The organism is Streptomyces sp. NPDC050548 (genome assembly GCF_044457385.1).
Classification (GTDB): domain Bacteria; phylum Actinomycetota; class Actinomycetes; order Streptomycetales; family Streptomycetaceae; genus Streptomyces.
On the sequence record NZ_JBITGV010000007.1, the window covers coordinates 136,372 to 152,363 of the forward strand.

14 protein-coding genes are annotated in these 15,992 nt (G+C 69.6%); 11 read left to right on the forward strand and 3 right to left on the reverse strand.

Annotation, left to right across the window (positions count from 1 at the left end):
- Positions 1-13 precede the first annotated feature (13 nt).
- The 3 genes from ACIBJH_RS20955 (at position 14) to ACIBJH_RS20965 (ending at position 2,252) form a co-directional block, all read left to right on the forward strand.
- Positions 14-805 (forward strand): hypothetical protein, encoded by a 792-nt coding sequence (locus ACIBJH_RS20955; protein WP_399118330.1) that lies wholly within the window; start codon positions 14-16, stop codon positions 803-805.
- Between the two features lie 162 nt (positions 806-967).
- Entirely contained in the window at positions 968-1,636 is a 669-nt protein-coding gene (locus ACIBJH_RS20960) for a hypothetical protein (RefSeq protein ID WP_399118331.1), read from the forward strand.
- Between the two features lie 76 nt (positions 1,637-1,712).
- Complete coding sequence (locus ACIBJH_RS20965; protein WP_399118332.1) at positions 1,713-2,252, forward strand: Uma2 family endonuclease; 540 nt, start codon at positions 1,713-1,715, stop codon at positions 2,250-2,252.
- A 244-nt stretch (positions 2,253-2,496) separates the two neighbouring features.
- Here the strand turns inward: ACIBJH_RS20965 and ACIBJH_RS20970 are convergent, their stop codons facing one another.
- Positions 2,497-2,814 (reverse strand): DUF6401 family natural product biosynthesis protein, encoded by a 318-nt coding sequence (locus ACIBJH_RS20970; protein WP_399118333.1) that lies wholly within the window; start codon positions 2,812-2,814, stop codon positions 2,497-2,499.
- A gap of 189 nt (positions 2,815-3,003) precedes the next feature.
- Here ACIBJH_RS20970 and ACIBJH_RS20975 point away from each other — a divergent pair, with 189 nt between their 5' ends.
- The 3 genes from ACIBJH_RS20975 to ACIBJH_RS20985 all read left to right on the forward strand — a co-directional run bounded on the left by ACIBJH_RS20975 (position 3,004) and on the right by ACIBJH_RS20985 (position 6,186).
- Positions 3,004-4,347 carry a tetratricopeptide repeat protein gene (locus tag ACIBJH_RS20975; RefSeq protein ID WP_399118334.1) on the forward strand — a complete coding sequence of 448 codons (1,344 nt, stop codon included), beginning with the start codon at positions 3,004-3,006 and terminating at the stop codon, positions 4,345-4,347.
- Between the two features lie 139 nt (positions 4,348-4,486).
- A complete protein-coding gene (locus ACIBJH_RS20980; RefSeq protein WP_399118611.1) occupies positions 4,487-5,446 on the forward strand; it encodes a permease in 960 nt (319 codons plus the stop codon).
- On the forward strand, positions 5,443-6,186 hold the full coding sequence (locus tag ACIBJH_RS20985) for a TIGR03943 family putative permease subunit (protein WP_399118612.1): 744 nt from the start codon (positions 5,443-5,445) through the stop codon (positions 6,184-6,186). The genes ACIBJH_RS20980 and ACIBJH_RS20985 overlap by 4 nt, the downstream gene beginning before the upstream one ends.
- Before the next feature lie 27 nt (positions 6,187-6,213).
- On the opposite strand, the gene ACIBJH_RS20990 is transcribed toward ACIBJH_RS20985, so the two are convergent.
- The gene (locus tag ACIBJH_RS20990; protein ID WP_399118335.1) at positions 6,214-6,996 is read right to left on the reverse strand and encodes a hypothetical protein; all 783 of its coding nucleotides are present in this window, start codon (positions 6,994-6,996) and stop codon (positions 6,214-6,216) included.
- A gap of 238 nt (positions 6,997-7,234) precedes the next feature.
- Here ACIBJH_RS20990 and ACIBJH_RS20995 point away from each other — a divergent pair, with 238 nt between their 5' ends.
- The 3 genes from ACIBJH_RS20995 (at position 7,235) to ACIBJH_RS21005 (ending at position 10,372) form a co-directional block, all read left to right on the forward strand.
- Entirely contained in the window at positions 7,235-7,930 is a 696-nt protein-coding gene (locus tag ACIBJH_RS20995; RefSeq protein ID WP_399118336.1) for a type 1 glutamine amidotransferase domain-containing protein, read from the forward strand.
- Positions 7,931-8,071: 141 nt separating this feature from the next.
- Positions 8,072-9,349 carry a threonine--tRNA ligase gene (gene thrS, locus ACIBJH_RS21000; protein ID WP_399118337.1) on the forward strand — a complete coding sequence of 426 codons (1,278 nt, stop codon included), beginning with the start codon at positions 8,072-8,074 and terminating at the stop codon, positions 9,347-9,349.
- Between the two features lie 42 nt (positions 9,350-9,391).
- A complete protein-coding gene (locus tag ACIBJH_RS21005; protein WP_399118338.1) occupies positions 9,392-10,372 on the forward strand; it encodes a nucleoside hydrolase in 981 nt (326 codons plus the stop codon).
- Here ACIBJH_RS21005 and pglX read toward each other — a convergent pair.
- Complete coding sequence (pglX, locus tag ACIBJH_RS21010; RefSeq protein ID WP_399118339.1) at positions 10,369-13,935, reverse strand: BREX-2 system adenine-specific DNA-methyltransferase PglX; 3,567 nt, start codon at positions 13,933-13,935, stop codon at positions 10,369-10,371. The genes ACIBJH_RS21005 and pglX overlap by 4 nt on opposite strands.
- Positions 13,936-14,129: 194 nt before the next feature.
- Here pglX and ACIBJH_RS21015 point away from each other — a divergent pair, with 194 nt between their 5' ends.
- The gene (locus tag ACIBJH_RS21015) at positions 14,130-14,309 is read left to right on the forward strand and encodes a hypothetical protein (protein ID WP_399118340.1); all 180 of its coding nucleotides are present in this window, start codon (positions 14,130-14,132) and stop codon (positions 14,307-14,309) included.
- A gap of 108 nt (positions 14,310-14,417) precedes the next feature.
- On the forward strand, positions 14,418-15,929 hold the full coding sequence (locus ACIBJH_RS21020; RefSeq protein WP_399118341.1) for an ATP-binding protein: 1,512 nt from the start codon (positions 14,418-14,420) through the stop codon (positions 15,927-15,929).
- Positions 15,930-15,992: the final 63 nt, after the last annotated feature.

The following is a 15,992-nucleotide window of genomic DNA, read 5'->3' on the forward strand; positions in this document are numbered from 1 at the left end:
GGAAGTGCCGCTCATGGCTGTCCCTGAATCCACCCTCGCCATCGACTTCACCCAGGGGCTGAACGACGCCTGGTCGAAGGTCGCGCAGTTCGTGCCCCAACTCATCGGCTTCCTGGTCATCCTGGCCATCGGCTGGTTCGTGTCGAAGCTGATCGCCCGCGTGCTCGACCGGGTACTGCGGCGCGTCGGCTCGGAGAAGCTCTCCGAACGGGCCGGTACGGCGCGGATGTTGCGGGACTCCAAGTACGACATGACCGGCATCGTCTGCAAGATCGTGTACTACGCGCTGATGCTGATCACCCTCCAGCTCGCGCTGGGCGTCTTCGGCACCAACCCGGTCTCCACGATGATCAACGGCATCGTGGCCTGGCTGCCGCGCGGCATCGTCGCGGTGGTCCTGATCGTCGTGGCGATGGCCATCGCGAACGCGGTCCGCGGGATCGTCGGCAGCGCGCTGTCGTCGATGTCGTACGGCAGGATGCTCGCGACCATCGTCTGGGCCTGCATCGTGGCGCTCGGCGTGATCGCCGCGCTCGGCCAGGCGGGCATCGCGACGTCGGTCACCCAGCCCGTCCTCTACGCGACCCTCGCCACCGTCGCCGGAATCCTGATCGTCGGTGTCGGCGGCGGCATGATCGCGCCGATGCGGCAGCGCATGGAGCGCATGCTGATGGCGGCGGAGCGCGAGACCACCAACGCGAAGGGCAGCCTCACGGCGTACCAGGCGGGCCGCGCGGACGCGATGGGGAACCAGCCGGTGCGGGAGCGCACGGACATGGGCACGGACCCGCGCCAGGACATGTAGCGGGCGCAGGCACCGGCATCGGCGCAGGTGAGGTGGGTGATCCGGAGTTGATTCGCCCCTGGGGCGGGACTGTCGGATCAACTCCCCGGCGATGACGATCGGAGGCGTCGCCACCCGTGGCGGGTGGTGGCGCCGACCGACGTATCGACGAGGAGAACGACCATGAAGGTGTTTCCGCGTGGCCGCCGCCGACTGGCTCTGCTGGCGCCCGCTCTCGCCCTGGTGCTCATCCCCTTCTCCACGGGGACCGCCAGCGCGAACTCCAGCCCCGGCTGGGGCGACGACAAGCCGGACGTGCTGGCCGGCTGCAACCACCACGGCGACGTCCGCTGGCCGAGTTCGTGCCAGTACCACGAGGTCAACGCCTGGACCGCGCTCGGCAAGCGGCACCAGGCGAGCAACGTGGTCGGGAACTGCGGAGGCACCGACAACGGCACCTACGCCGTCACCTACAGCTATGCGACGAACACCTCGTACTCCTACGAGCAGTCGCAGAGCATCGAGGTCAGCGTCGGCCTGAAGGACACCTTCGAGGCGGGCATGTCCGCCAGCTCGTCGACATCGGAGACCTGGACCCTGGGCAACACCCGCACGGCCACCAGCACCATCACCAACACGATCCGCCCCGGCTACAAGGGCGCGTACTGGTTCGCGCCCTGGGTCCGGCACTCGGTGGGCTGGATCGAGGCGCACTACAACAAGCGCACGGACGGCCACTACTACTGGTACTACCCGGGCCAGGGCTCCTCGGGCATCCACATAGACACCCCGGTCTCCTGGTCGGACGGCTCCCTGAAGGGCGAGCTGTACTGGGCGACGTGGAAGTGCTGAACCCGCACCACTTGGTGAACCGGCCGGGGCCCGGCCACGCAGGCCGGGCCCGCGTCGGCCCTGGCTGCCATGCGGTATGACCGAGCGTGCCGTTTACAACCGTCTGCGTGAGCTGCGCGAGCGCTTCACACCACCGCCGGGCTTCACGTATCCGGAGATCAGCGGCGGGATGTTCGTCATGACGACGATCCCCTGTCACCGGCACGAGGCCACGGTTGCGGACGTGCGTGATCAACTCGTTCCGCAGCTCCCGGACGGTGTCGGTGTTTTCCAGGCCGCCGTCACCGGGGACGAAGTACTCGGCACGCTCCGTGTCCCCGACCTCGTCGTCACCCCGGGCGAGGCCACCGTGCCCCTGCTGGCCGTCGAGGTCGTCTCCCTGTCGAGCCCCGGCACCGACGACGACGCCAAGGGCCGCGACTATCCGGCGATGGGCATCCCGCACTACCTGATCCTGGACCCGCGCGACGGCACGTGGACGTACCAGTGGCAGGTCGGCGAGCGGCGCGGTTCCCCGGAGTACGGGAACACCGTCACCGTCGCGGGCAGGTGGAAGGTCGAGACCGGCGCTCTGCCGCTCTACCCCCGCACGGACGTGACGCTCGCGCCCGAGTGAGACGCAGGCAGGCGGTCCGCCGCCTTGGCCGGGCTTGCCGCTGCCGCGCCGATCAGGGCGGCTACGGCGATGACGGCGGCGCAGAATCCTCTGACGTAACGCGCGGACATACCAACCTCGCAACGACAGTGACGGCGACGGCAACAGCGATGAGTTAAGCACGCTTAATGCGTGCCTAACTTAAGGGGTTGGAGTGCGCAACGGGAAGGGCTTCAGGGGGAGTTGAGCCAACGGAAACCTGTTTTCAGTCACCCCGGCGCTGCTCCGGCAGCAGCCCGTGCCGGTGCACCAGCCAGCTGATGGCCGTCAGCCTGCACACCGCGTAGTCGTGCCCGACCGGCTCCCGCCAGTCCAGCTCCGCGAGCGCGTCCAGAAAACCGAGCGCGTAGTCGGTGAGGTCGGCGGAGTCCGGGGACGGGGGAGTCAGATCGGGGCCGCCTGCCGACAGGCGTTCCCGCAGCTCCGCGACATGCTGATCCACCGCGGCCGTGAACGCAGGCTCGAAGGCGAACTCCGCGAAGCGGGGCCCGTAAGCGCTGCTGATCTTGACCAAAGGGGACATTTCTCCACCGTACGGCAGCTCGGTGCGGATGAGTCACGTGATTCCCGTCACCGGGATACGACGGAGTGATGACGCTCAGCGACAGGCTGTAACCGCTCGGAGGTGGCTGTCGTATGGTCCACGTTCGGCAACGCCGTGTAACTGAGTTACTCGCCAGTCTGTAACTCCGCTTACTGGCATGATTAATGCATGGTGAGACGGGACGACCCGGAAGTCATCGGGCGCAGGGTCCAGCAGTTGCGGCACGAACGCGGGCTCACCCAGCGGCAGTTGGCCGAGCCCGCCTACACACCGGCGTACATCTCCACCCTTGAGGCCGGCCGGGTCCGCCCCTCCGACGACGCGCTGCGCCACCTCGCGGAACGGCTCGGCGTCGCCTACGACGAGCTGGCCACCGGCCGCCCCGCCCACCTCGCCACCGAACTGCGCCTACGGCTGACCGGCGCCCAACGCACCCTGGCGACAGGGGAGTCGGAGGAAGCGGCGGAGCGGTACGCCGAACTGCTCGCGGAGGCGGAGTCGCACGGGCTGGTCGACGAGGAGGCCATCGCACTCCTCGGGCTCGGCGAGTGCGGCCTCGACACCGGTGATCTCACCGCCGCCCGCCTGCACTTCGAGCGCGCGGAGCAGCGCCTCGCCGACGAACCCCTCCCCGCCCGCGTCCCCGCCATCCGCGGCCGTGCCGTCGCGCACTACCTCACCGGTGAACTCCGTTACGCCGTCTACCTGTTGGAGTCCACGCTCGACGAGCTGAACCGTGGCGGCCTGCACGACCCCGACGCGCTCCTGCTGCTCTACGCGAGCGCGATAGGGCCGTACATGGACATGGGCGCGCACGCGAGGGCGGCCCAGGCGGCGGAACTGGCGCTCGCGCTCGCCCCGCAGGTCGCGGACCCGGCACTGCTGGCCCGCATGCACCGTTCGGTGGCGCGCACGCTGATAGCGGAGGGCAAGGTCGCGGAGGCCGACGCCTCGCTCGCGAAGGCCGCCGATCTGTACCGGCAACTCCAGTTCCGCACCGAACTCGCCAACTGCCACTGGATGCGCGGCTACGTCTACGCCCAGGACGGCGAACTGGAGCGCGCCGAGGTCGAGTTGAGGCAGGCGCTGGCCATGCTGACGGCGAAGCGCGCGGCGCTGTACAGCAGCCAGGTCGCCGTCGAGCTGGCGGATGTCCTCCACCGACGCGGCAAGTCCGACGAGGCCGCCACCCTCCTCCACGACGTCCTCAGCGACCTCAGTTCCGAACGCGGCGCCCTGCACTCCGCCGCCGCACACCGCCTCCTCGGCATCATCGCGGAGGACGCCCGCGACACGGACGCGGCCGAGGAGCACTACGTCCGCGCGCTCAGCCTCCTGGAACGGGCGGGCGCGGCAGGCGACTTGGCCGACCTCTGCCGGATGCTGGGCGATCTGCTCCGCCGTACCGGCCGGGTGGAAGCGGCGCTCGACGCCTACCGCACGGGCCTCGGCCACCGTACGGCCCCCGGAACCACGACCCTCGGCCCGGCGCCCGCACAGCCTCCTCTTTGACAAATCGGGGATACCGCACAGCGCCGACGGTTACCGTGCCACGTACGAGTGCCAGGAGTAATCGTGCGAAACGGGATGAGACAGGCGCGTGCAGAACGAACGGACCGTGGTCGACGGCCTGCGTCTGGCCGTACGCGCCATGGTCTACGCGGTACTCGGTGGCGCGGCACTGATCGCGATCGCCACGGTCGTGTCGGTCCTCGGCCCGATGCTGGCGATCGACCTCTACACCCCACCCGTGGCGGCCTGGTGGACGGTCTTCACGGCGGTGGCCGTACAGGGCGTCCCCTTCCTGCTCCTGGGCACGGTGGTGTCGGCGGCGATCGGCGCGTTCGTCCCCGAGCGGGTCTTCACCCGCCTCCTCCCCCGCAACCAGGCCCTGGCCGTCCCGATCGCGGGCGCGGCAGGAGTCGTACTCCCGGGCTGCGAGTGCGCGTCGGTCCCGGTGGCGAGCAGCCTGATGAGACGAGGGGTGGCCCCGGCAGCGGCCCTGGCCTTCCTGCTCTCTGCCCCCGCGATCAACCCGGTTGTCCTGGTGGCCACTTCGATCGCGTTCCCGGGCCAGCCGAAGATGGTGCTGGGCCGCCTGGTCGCGTCCCTCGCGACGGCGGTGGTGATGGGCTGGCTCTGGGCGCGCTTCGGCAGGGAGGAGTGGCTACGACTCCCGAAGCGCACGCGGTCCGCCGAGCACTCGGCGGTGGGCGTGAAGGCGTTCGTCGCGGGCCTGCAGCACGACTTCCTCCACGCCGGCGGTTTCCTGGTGCTGGGCGCGGCAGCGGCGGCGACCTTCAACATCGCCGTACCGCGCTCGATCCTGGACATCTTCACGGGTTCGTCCTGGCTGTCGCTGCTGTTGCTGGCACTCCTGGCGGTGGTGCTGTGCGTGTGCAGCGAGGCGGACGCGTTCGTAGCGGCTTCGCTGAGCGGCTTCTCACCTGCCGCGAAACTGGCGTTCATGGTGGTGGGCCCGATGGTCGACCTGAAGCTGATCGCGTTGCAGGCGGGCACGTTCGGCCGTTCCTTCGCGTTCCGCTTCTCCTCGACGACCTGGCTGGTCGCCGTGACGAGCAGCACGCTGGTGGGCTGGTGGTTGCTGTGAGGCGCTACGGCTCGGCGGTCCTCCTCCTGCTGACGGGCGGGGCGGTGCTGCGGATCTCGCTCTTCAGCGACCTGTATCTGCGGTATGTGCAGGCGGCGTTGCGGCCGTATTTGGTGATCTCCGGTTCGCTGCTGATGCTGTTGGGGGTGGTGGCGGCGGTCAGGGGGATGAGCCACAGGGACCACGAGGAGGACCACGAGGGGGAAGAGGAGGAGGAAGCGCACTCCCATGGTGGCCACGGCCCCCGCATCGCCTGGCTCCTCACCCTCCCCGCCCTGGCCCTCCTCCTCTTCCCGCCCCCCGCGCTGGGCTCGTACAGCGCGGGCCGTGAACAGGCGCAACTCGCGGCACAGGGAGTGGGCACCTTCCCCGCGCTACCGGCCGCCAAGGTGCTGGACATCTCGGTGGCCCAGTACAGCTCACGGGCGATCTACGACACCGGCCACTCCCTCAAGGGCCGCACGGTCCGCATGACGGGCTTCGTCACCCACGGCTCGAACGGCGCCTGGTACGTCACCCGCCTGGTCGTCACCTGCTGCGCAGCCGACGCCACGACCAGCAAGGTCGAGATCAGAGGAACCGAGGCCACCGACGCCCCCCAGACCGACACCTGGGTCACCGTCACCGGCACCTGGCTCCCCAAGGGCAAACTCGGCACGGACGGGGCGTGGCCACCGCTCCTCGACGCGACGACCGTCAAGCAGGTGAAGCAGCCGGCGGATCCGTACGAGAAGCGGTAAACGGTAAGCGGTGACCGTTGCCGGTCTTCAGATCTGCACCCGCCCCTGCCGCTGCACATCCGTAAGCCGCTGCGCCCCGATCTCCAGTGCCCGGCTCATCGCGTCCGGGGGGACGTTCGCCGGCCCCCCGACCGTGAGGGTGATGGTGTCGTCGCCGATGCGGACGGCGGCGGTGTCGAGGGTGAGGGTGGACTGGTCGCCCTCCGGGGTGGTGCCGGTGAGCGTGAGGTGGAGGCCCTCGCGGGCGTCGCCGACGTTCGGGAGGGTGGCCTCGGTGACCGTCACGGTCTGGACGCCCGAGCGCGTTGTCGTCGCTGTGAACTGGGCGCATTTCTGCGGGAGCGTCTTCAGCCAGGCCAGGGTGCGGTCCACGTCGGCGGACTTGAACGCGGCCACCTGGTAGTGGAGTTGGGCCTCGTCGTCGGTGTCGTCGAGGCCGATGACCGCTTGGGCGGTGGCGGGGGTGCCGAGGAGTTCGTCGGCGTAGAGCGCGTCCAGGAGGCGTTGGCAGTCGGGGTCGGCGGTCTTCGCCTTGAGGAGGCTGTCGCGCCAGGTCGCCGTGCCCTGGGTCGGGGTCCAGGGGGCGCCCAGGTCCGTGTCCGCGATCAGTGCGGTCTGTGCCTGCGCCTGGGTGAGGACGGGGGCCGCGGCGGGGGACGCGTGCGCCGCGGGGGTGCGTACGACCGAGGGGGAGGGCGCGCTCGTCACCTTGTGCAGGGCGGCCTCGTTCGCGCAGCCCGTGGCCGTGAGCAGGGTGCCCGCCGACAGTGCCGAGGCGAGGAGGAGGACACGGGCCGGGGAGCGGGTCATCGAGGGTCCCTCCTGGGGCGGACGCGTGACGCGGATGCGTGGCGCGCATGTCGGCGCGTGCTCCCACGGCACCATCGCCCGCGCCCGCCCACCAGCGCGCCGGGCCGTCCGGGTGACTGCCGGGCTCGCCGTGGGCCATCGGGAAACCAATACCGGCCATTCGATTCCTCATTGGCCGCCCGTCCGCGCCCCGCCTACTGTCGGAGTCAGATCACCGACCACCGCCCTGGAGACCCCCATGTCGAAGATCCTCTTCGTGCTGACCGGCGCCGACCACCTCACCCTGGCCGACGGGACCCTGCACCCCACCGGCTACTGGGCCGAGGAGGCCGTCACCCCGTTCGAGGCCTTCAAGGCGGCCGGTCATGAGGTCGTCGTCGCGACGCCCGGCGGTGTCGTACCGCCCGTCGACCGGGGCAGCCTCGCCCCCGACTACAACGGCGGCCAGGAGAACGCCGACCGCGTCGCCGCCGTGCTCGCGTCGAGCCCCGAGTTCCAGCACCCGGTCAAGCTGACCGAGGTCGACCTCGCCGACTACGCCGCCGTCTACTACCCCGGCGGCCACGGCCCGATGGAGGACCTGGCCGTCGACGCCGACTCCGGCCGCCTCCTCACCCTGGCCCTTGCCTCCGGCAGGCCGCTCGGCGTGGTCTGCCACGGCCCCGCCGCGCTCCTCCCGGCCGTCAAGGAGGACGGCACCAACGCCTTCGCCGGGCGCCGGCTCACCGGTTTCACCAACGACGAGGAGATCCAGGGCGGCCTCGCCGACAAGGTGAAGTGGCTGCTCCAGGACCGGCTCGTGGAGCTCGGCGCGGAGTTCCAGCAGGGCGAACCGTGGGCACCGTACGTCGTGGTCGACGGCAACCTCGTCACCGGCCAGAACCCGGCGTCCTCGGCGCCGGTCGCGGACGAGCTGCTCAAGAAGCTCGGCTGATTAATCCCGTCGCGGCAGCGGTCGTACGCCTGCTACGGTGCGCCGCATGAAGCGCGCCAAGCCGTTCGTGTCGGCTGTGACGACGACGCCGGAGAGTGTCCCGGCGCGCTGACTGCTGACCAAGTCGAAGCCCCGGGGCGAGTGCCCCGGGGCTTCGTCCCGTGGTGCTCGTCTCTCGGTTCTTTCTTTCGCGAGGAGTTCACCATGTACGACCACCGACGTCTCGGCCGCGAACTCGGCCTCTTCGACACCGACCCCCTGATGGGCGCGGGGCTGCCGTACTGGCTGCCGGACGGTGCCGTCGTGCGGCATCAACTGGAGGAGTATGTAAGGGGGTTGGAGTCCGCGGCCGGGTACCGGCACGTGTACTCGCCCGTTCTCGGCAAGCGTGAGCTGTACGAGATCTCCGGGCACTGGTCGCACTACAGCGACGACATGTTCCCGCCCATGCAACTGGGCGCGGAGGAAGTCGTGTTGCGGCCGAGCCTCTGTCCGCACCACGCCCTCATCTACCGCTCCCGCTCGCACAGCTACCGCGAACTACCCCTCCGTATTGCCGAGTTGGGCGGCATGTACCGCTCCGAACTCTCCGGCGTGCTCGGCGGCCTGACCCGCGTCCGCGCCATCCAGCTCAACGACGCCCACATCTTCTGCACCCTCGACCAGGCCGTCGAGGAGGCCCGCGCAGCCCTCGCCCTCATCGCCCGCGCCTACGCCGACCTCGGCATCCGCGCCTCCCGCTACCGGCTCTCGCTGCCGGGCGACGGCGGCAAGTACGTTGCCGATCCGGCCCTTTGGCGCCGGGCGACCGCGATGCTGCGGGAAGTTCTCGACGCGTCCGGGGTGGCCTACGAGTCCGCCGAGGGCGAAGCCGCCTTCTACGGCCCGAAGATCGACGTCCAGATCGAGGACCCGGCCGGCCGCGAGGCCACCCTCTCCACCGTCCAGATCGACTTCCACCAGCCCGAACGCTTCGACCTCCACTACATCGGCCCCGACGGCGCGAAACACCGGCCGGTCATGGTGCACCGCAGTGTCATCGGGAGCGTGGAACGGGCGGTGGCGCATCTGGTCGAGCAGCACGGCGGGGCGTTCCCGGCGTGGCTGGCGCCGGTGCAGCTGGCCGTCCTCCCGGTGTCGGAGGCGCAGGAGGCACAGGCCTACGACCTCGCCGAGCGGGCCCGCGCCCAGGGACTGCGTGCCGAGGTCGCCGCCGAGGGCAGCCTCGGTGCCCGGATCCGGGCGGCGCGGCTGGTTCCGTACCAGGCGGTGATCGGCGAACGGGAGGCCGACGCGGGCCTGGTCGCCGTACGGCTGCGGGACGGCCGTCGGATCGACCCGCTGCCGCCCGCCGACCTGCTGCACCGCGTCACCGCGCGGGTCGGGGCGCGCGGCGCCCAACTGTGGGCGGATGCGTAAGGTCGCAACCGAACAGCACCCTTGCGTCGAGAGGACCCTGTCGTGACCGGTCGGCCCATCCCCGTGATCATCGACTGCGACACGGGGGTCGACGACGCCCTGGCGCTGCTGTTCGCCGTCCGCCACCCGGGACTCGACCTGCGGGCGGTCACCTGCGTGGCCGGGAACACGGACGTGGACCAGGTCGTACGGAACACCCTGATCGTCCTGGACCACGCCGGTGCCGGTGACATCCCGGTCGCGCGCGGCGCGGCCCGCCCGCTGCTCGAACCGGCCCGGTCGGCCGCGCACGTCCACGGGCAGGACGGTATGGGCGACATGGGGCTGTCGGCCTCGGCGCGCACGCCCGTCGACGTGGACGCGGTGACGTTGCTGCGCCGCGAGATCCTCGCCTCCCCGCGCCCGGTGACCCTGATCCCCACCGCCCCGCTGACGAACATCGCGCTGCTGCTGCGCACGTTCCCCGAGGTGACGGCCAACATCGAGCGGATCGTGTTCATGGGCGGCGCGGTGGCGGTCGGGAACGCCACGCCCGTCGCGGAGTTCAACGTGTGGCACGACCCGGAGGCGGCGGCGATCCTGCTGACGGCCGGGGTGCCGATCACGATGTACGGGTTGGATGTCTTCGAGCGGGTCCAGGTCCCGGCCGCGGATGTCCAACGACTGCGGGGGAGTGCGGTGCCACGCCTGAAACTGGCCGGCGACCTCCTCGCCCACCGCGACCCGGCCGCCTCCGGCGACCCCACCCCCACCGGCGGCCTCGGCGACGCGGGCGCGGTCTGTGCGGTCGCCGACCCGGCCGGGCTCACCACCCGCCTCCTGCCGGTCGAGGTCTCCCTCGCCCCGGGCCCGTCGCGCGGCCAGACCATCGTCGACCGACGCCCCCGCCACGGCGAGTCCGAGATCCACGACGGGGCCCGCGAACAGGCCCTGGTGGACGTGGGGTTGGACGTGGATGTGGAGCGGTACGTGAAGCTTTGGCTGGAGACGGTTGAGGGGGCCCAGGAGAGGCCGGTCTTCTAAGCGTCCTTGCGCGGTCTGCCTCGTCTCGGGGCAAGCGGACGCCACGAGTTCACGTCCTCGGCCGAAAGACCCAGGACGGTGAGGTGTGCGTTGTATGCGTCCTCGACGGTTTCCCTCTCCGGTTTGCGACCGGTGCCGTGTGCGTCGCCAGGCGTCGTGACCCGGGCGAGAAGGTCGGCGAGCGCCGTGAGCAGCGGCAGGGCCGACTCCGGACGCTGTTCATGGGCGTGGGAGTCGGCTTCGAGGAGGCTGAGCACCGCCGAGGTGCGCTCGTCGCCGGACCAACCGGCCCAACCGATCGGTGTGTTGGGAGACAGAGGTGAGGCGGACGACGGGAAGGAAACGAACCGCTCGTTCGGGACGTCGAACTTGCCGCGGTGTTGCCAGTAGTACGGCCTGAGGAAGTCCGCGGACGTGAAGCGCGGTGGGTCGGCGATCGGACGGGGCGCCTTGTCGGCCGGCCCCTCTCGGTCTTCTCGGCGTTGGGCTTCCCAGACTCCCCTCCACTCGTGCCGCTTCGCGAGGCCCGATGCCTTGTACCGGAGAGGCGCGGCCTGGGGCACGTGTTCGTCGGCAAGTAGCTCCAGAAGCATGTCCGTCGTTGCGGAACCGGGGGCGTACAGAGCCGCCAGGTTAGTGAAATCCTCGTTCCTGCCCAGCAGTTCGGCCAGTTGGCGAGGCGTACGGGCGACGGGCCGTGGTCCCGCCGATGAGGTCTCGAACCACAGGTGGGTCGCTTCGCAGAGGTCCAGCAGGCGTTGTCGGAGCACCAGCTCGACCCTGGTTTCCCAGGGCTCGTCCGACCAGCGGCGTTTGTAGTCGGGCTGTTCCAGCAGCCGCAGCGAGGCGTTCTGCTCAATTGCGTCCACCCGGCGTTGCACCAGGGCCCGGTACGCCGGAGGCCAGTGCTGGGGAAGGTCGGTCACCGGCGTCGCCGAGTGGCGCGCGAACCACTGTGTCTCTGCTTCTCCCGTCGCCACGCGCCGGGCGAGCATGATTTCGAAGGGTCGCTCTCCCACGGTGAGGTCGGGAACATCCTCGACCGAACCGATCAGTTCCTCGTCGTCGGGGATCAGGCCATATTGGGCGTACACCGTCCAGTCGAGTTCCTCCTGGAGGGCGATCATCCGCGATCTGAGCGACGACCACCGGTTTCGGGCCGAGTTGAGGAGTCGACCGGTGATCGGGGTGTCGGGGGCGGCGATCTCCTGCAGGGCGCGTTGCGCCTCGGCTGCCAGACGGTGCAGTTCGCTCGCTTCCATGACGGGGAACGCGGTGGGAAGGGGCAGGTCGAGGAGCCGGGTCGAGGTGAACTCGTAGATTTTCGCCCAGGCTTCACCGCCTGTTTCAGCACCGCGCAGCTGGTCGGCGCGCGACTGCCCCTTGCTCTGGCTCATCTGCTTGAGCCAGAAACTCACGGCCGAGCTGTTGAGAGTACCCAGGAGCCCGAGATGGGACTCCGCCGATTCGCTCTTCGGCAGCTTGATCACCGGTGCCGAATTGAGCGGGACGGCAGACCCTTCGAGCAGGCTGAAGTGGGGGTGGGTGGCAACCCAGGGAAAGACGATGGACCACGGATGCGCGTCCCCGGTCGCTGCGATGTGGTGCCAGTCGTACCAGGGTGATGACTTCTTCGCGCCCTTCCGCTTCCGCAGCGTCGTCCGGTACGGCCACAGTCGGCGATGGTGTCCGGGGACGCTTTGCAGGTCGATGACGGGTTCGAAGGGGTGACTTGTGTGGGGGTAGAACGCCATCAGGGCCGGGGTTGCAGACCAGTCACGTACCTCGGAACCGGTCAGCACCGGCACAGTGGCAAACTCCTCGGCCCCCTGACGCCGGAAGGAACCGGCGGTGGCGCAGAAGAGGTCGTCGGAGCCGGTGTTGGCGGCGTAGCCGATGCGGACGACACGGTCGCCGAGTCGGCGGGAGGGCTGATTCTCGCTCTCCATACGGCGCAGAACGTCGCGGGCCGCCGACGGTGTGAGGCTCCAGGGGAAAACGCTCAGCTGTCCGCGGTCCTGCAAGTAGGACTCCGCCCACTCGCTTGTCCCCTCGGCTGTGAATGCCAGGGCCCGTAGTGACTGCCAGACATGGCCCAGTTCGGGCACCTCCGGTAGCCACGGTTCGCCCCGACGGCCGACGACCGTGTGGACGGGCGTACCGGGATCCGCCGCCCGGTTCCGGCCAGTGATGATGGCGGTCGGGGTGCCGTGCCCGGGGATGTATGCCCCGGACATGTCGATGACGTGGGTGATCTCCACTCTGGGCAGGATGCGCTCGACGAGGTTGCGCCCGAACTCACGCTTCATGAAGGCGTTGGACGTGAGGAGTCCGACCCGGCCCGCCACGTCGCCCGGTCGAGCGAGTTCGAAGGCCAGTTCCGTGAAAGGGACCGGCAGGGCATAGGCCCCGCTGCAGCTCTCGTAGAGGGAGCGGTAGGCCGAGGACAGGGCCTTGTCCGCGACGGTGACGTACGGCGGATTGGTCGTCACCACGTGGTACGAGGCCGGAACGAGAAGCCCGTGACGAGCGGTGTACTCGTCGAGCTCGGAGGGGAGGCCCGTACTCGCGGTCATCGGGCTCGGGTCGGCGGTGCGGCGGTGCAGGAGGGAGTCGCCGGTCGCGACGACCAGCGGCAGGTCCGGGACCTTCTCAAGGCGGCGTTCCCCGGTGGTGTTCATCGAGGCCAGCAAGAGGCGGAACCGTGTGACGCTCACGGCGCACGGGTCGATGTCGCAGCCGTGCACCGACCTCAGGGCTCGTGCCGCTCGTTGCCAGGGGCTCATGTCCGGCCTGGTCTCGGACCAGCGCTGGAACAGTCGTGCGTATGCGTCCAGCAGGAACGCACCCGATCCACAGGCGGGGTCGATCATCCGGAGGTCGGACAGCCCTCCCGCCCGGGAGGCCTGTGGCGTCGTGTGCTCCGCAAGGGCCGGTTCGAGCACGAGATCGTGGATGAGGTCCACGACGAACGCCGGGGTGGGTACCTGGCCGTACGACTTCCGCGCGCGCTCATTGAGTGACGAGTGGAGATCGGCCAGGAACCTCGTGTCGCGCGAGGCGTCGGTGAAGTCGTACAGGAGAGTGCCGTCCGGGGTCCGGCGACGCCAGAAGGAGAGCAACTCCTGGCCCGCCTCGTGTCCGGGCCTCAGCTGCCAGAGGGGATGCCTGCTGCTGAACACCGCGGCCATGGCGGGAAATGCGCGGAGGCGGTCGATGGCGTGAACGATCAGATCGACGGCTGATACGTGGGGTCGGGTCGCGGAGAACGCTTCATTCGTGAGGTCCGCGGAGCCGGTGGCGAAGGAGATGTCGAGCAGTTCGTTGTCCTCGCAGAACCGGATCATCGCGGTCGCGAGTACCCAAGCGGTCGCCACCTGGGAGATCCGGGCGTCCAGCCAGGTCGACCAGGTGGCCGACGTCAGGTTGCGGTGCCTGGCGGTCTCGTATTCGTCGCGCAGCTTCTTGTCGGCCGGGTCATGAGGAAGGCGTGCGCCCAGGTCCGACTCGATGCGGGCGGTGAGCCGCAGCAGGTCGCCGGCCAGGCCGTTGTCGACGGGCATGTGCCCCTTCCTGGTCGGCTTCATAAGGTTCTGGGTCCGACTTTATCACCGAGAGAGTGTCATAAAGTTTGGAGAGTGTTGTGATGACCCTCTACGCTCCTCCCGTGTTGGTCGGCCGCGATGGCCGGTCCGTCCTCGACGTAAGGGGTGGGTGGCTCATGGGTGGCGATGGCGGGGGGCTCAAATGGGTGTGGGTGGCGATCGTTCTGATCGTCGCCTCGCTCCTCGGTGGTGCGGCCGCCTGTATTTCATGGGTGACGACGGGTGGGAGCCCGGATCGGGAGCGGGTGAAGGGGGCGCTCGCCGCGGGCGGTGGGACGTTCCTCGGGGTGGCGGCTCTTGGTGTCGCGATCGGGAGTTTCCTGACCGGATGACCTCGGCGCCACCTCTTTAGGGATACAGTCCTTAGAGGTGTATCCCTAAAGCGATCGTCAGGCGCATTCCTCATCGCATCCCCTGTGGATGGCTTTCAAGGAGTTCACGTGCAGCATCACGCAAGGCCGGACAAGCCGTCGCGACTCTTCGATCGCGGTGCCGAATGGGACGCGCTCAGCGCTTTCGTGAGCCGGCCGCTGCCGCATGCCATGCTCGGCATCGTCAGTGGCCGACGGCGTATGGGGAAGACATATCTCCTGCGGGCGCTCGTCGAGCAGTGCGGCGGGTTCTACTTCGGGGCCACCGCCGGGACCGATGCCGAGTCGCTCCGGCAGTTCAGTGCCGCCCTGGCCGAGCACCAGGGTTCTCCGGTGCCCTTCTCCTTCGCGACCTGGGACGACGCGATCTCGTATCTCTTCGGTCTTGCCGTCCCGGGGCGAGCGGATAGCCCGTTCCTCGTGGTCGTCGACGAGTTCCCGTACCTGGCGAAGGTCGCGCCGGAGCTTCCCTCGCTCATCCAGCGGGTGATCGACCGCTACCAGGTGGAGGAGAGCGGCATGCGGCTGCTCCTGTGCGGGTCGGCGATGTCCGTCATGGGAGGGTTGCTCGCCAGCACCGCACCGCTGCGGGGCAGGGCCCAGCTCGAACTCGTCGTACGCCCCTTCGGATACCGGGCCGCGGCGGATTTCTGGAGTGTCGCCGATGATCCGGCCCTTGCCGCACGGTTGCACGCGGTGGTTGGAGGCACGCCCGCGTACCGTCGCCAGTTCCTGGCGGACGACGTCCCCGCAGGGCTCGGGGACTTCGACGACTGGGTGTGCCGGACCGTCCTCTCGCCGTTCAGTCCGCTCTTCCGCGAGGCGCGCTACCTGCTCGCCGAGGAGGCCGACATCCGTGACACCGCGCTGTACCACTCGGTCCTCGCGGCGGTGGCCCAGGGCAACGCCACACGAGGCGGCATCGCCGGCTACATCGGCCGCAAGTCCGTCGACATCTCGCATCCGCTCAACGTCCTTGAGGACAGCCACCTGTTGGCGCGCGAGGCGGACATCTTCCGGGCCGGGAAGTCGCAGTACCGCATTACCGAACCGCTGATCAACTTCTATGAGGCGGTCATGCGTCCGGCGTGGGCACGGCTGGAGAGCGGACAGGCCGCGGAGGTCTGGGGGCAGTCGGCGGAGCGCTTCGCCGCGCAGGTGGCGGGACCGCACTTCGAGGCGGTGTGCCGGGAGTACGTGCTCGGACCCGGCAGGTCCCTGCTGAGTACGTCGCTGGGCGAGGTCGGCAGCGGAGTGGTGGCGGACCCGAAGGCGCGCCGACAGATCGAGATCGATGTGGCCGTCGTCGAACCGGGGTCCGGTGCGAGCAGACCGTCGGTCGCGCTGCTGGGCGAGGCGAAGTGGGGGACCGTCATGGGGGTGAACCATCTGGAACGCCTGGGGCGGGCCAGGGACCTCCTCGCCGGCCGGGGCACGGACACCACGCGGTGCGGGCTGGCCTGCTTCAGCGGCGTCGGCTTCAGCGACGCCCTCCGCGCCGAGGCGGAAAGAGGCGGCGTCCTGCTGATCGGCCTCGACGAGTTGTACGGCCGTGCGATGCCGACGGCGCTGCTGCCCTGAACGAACGATCCCCGCCGTTCACGACCCTGAGGCTGTCGTGAACGGCGGGGTGTCCGCAGAGAC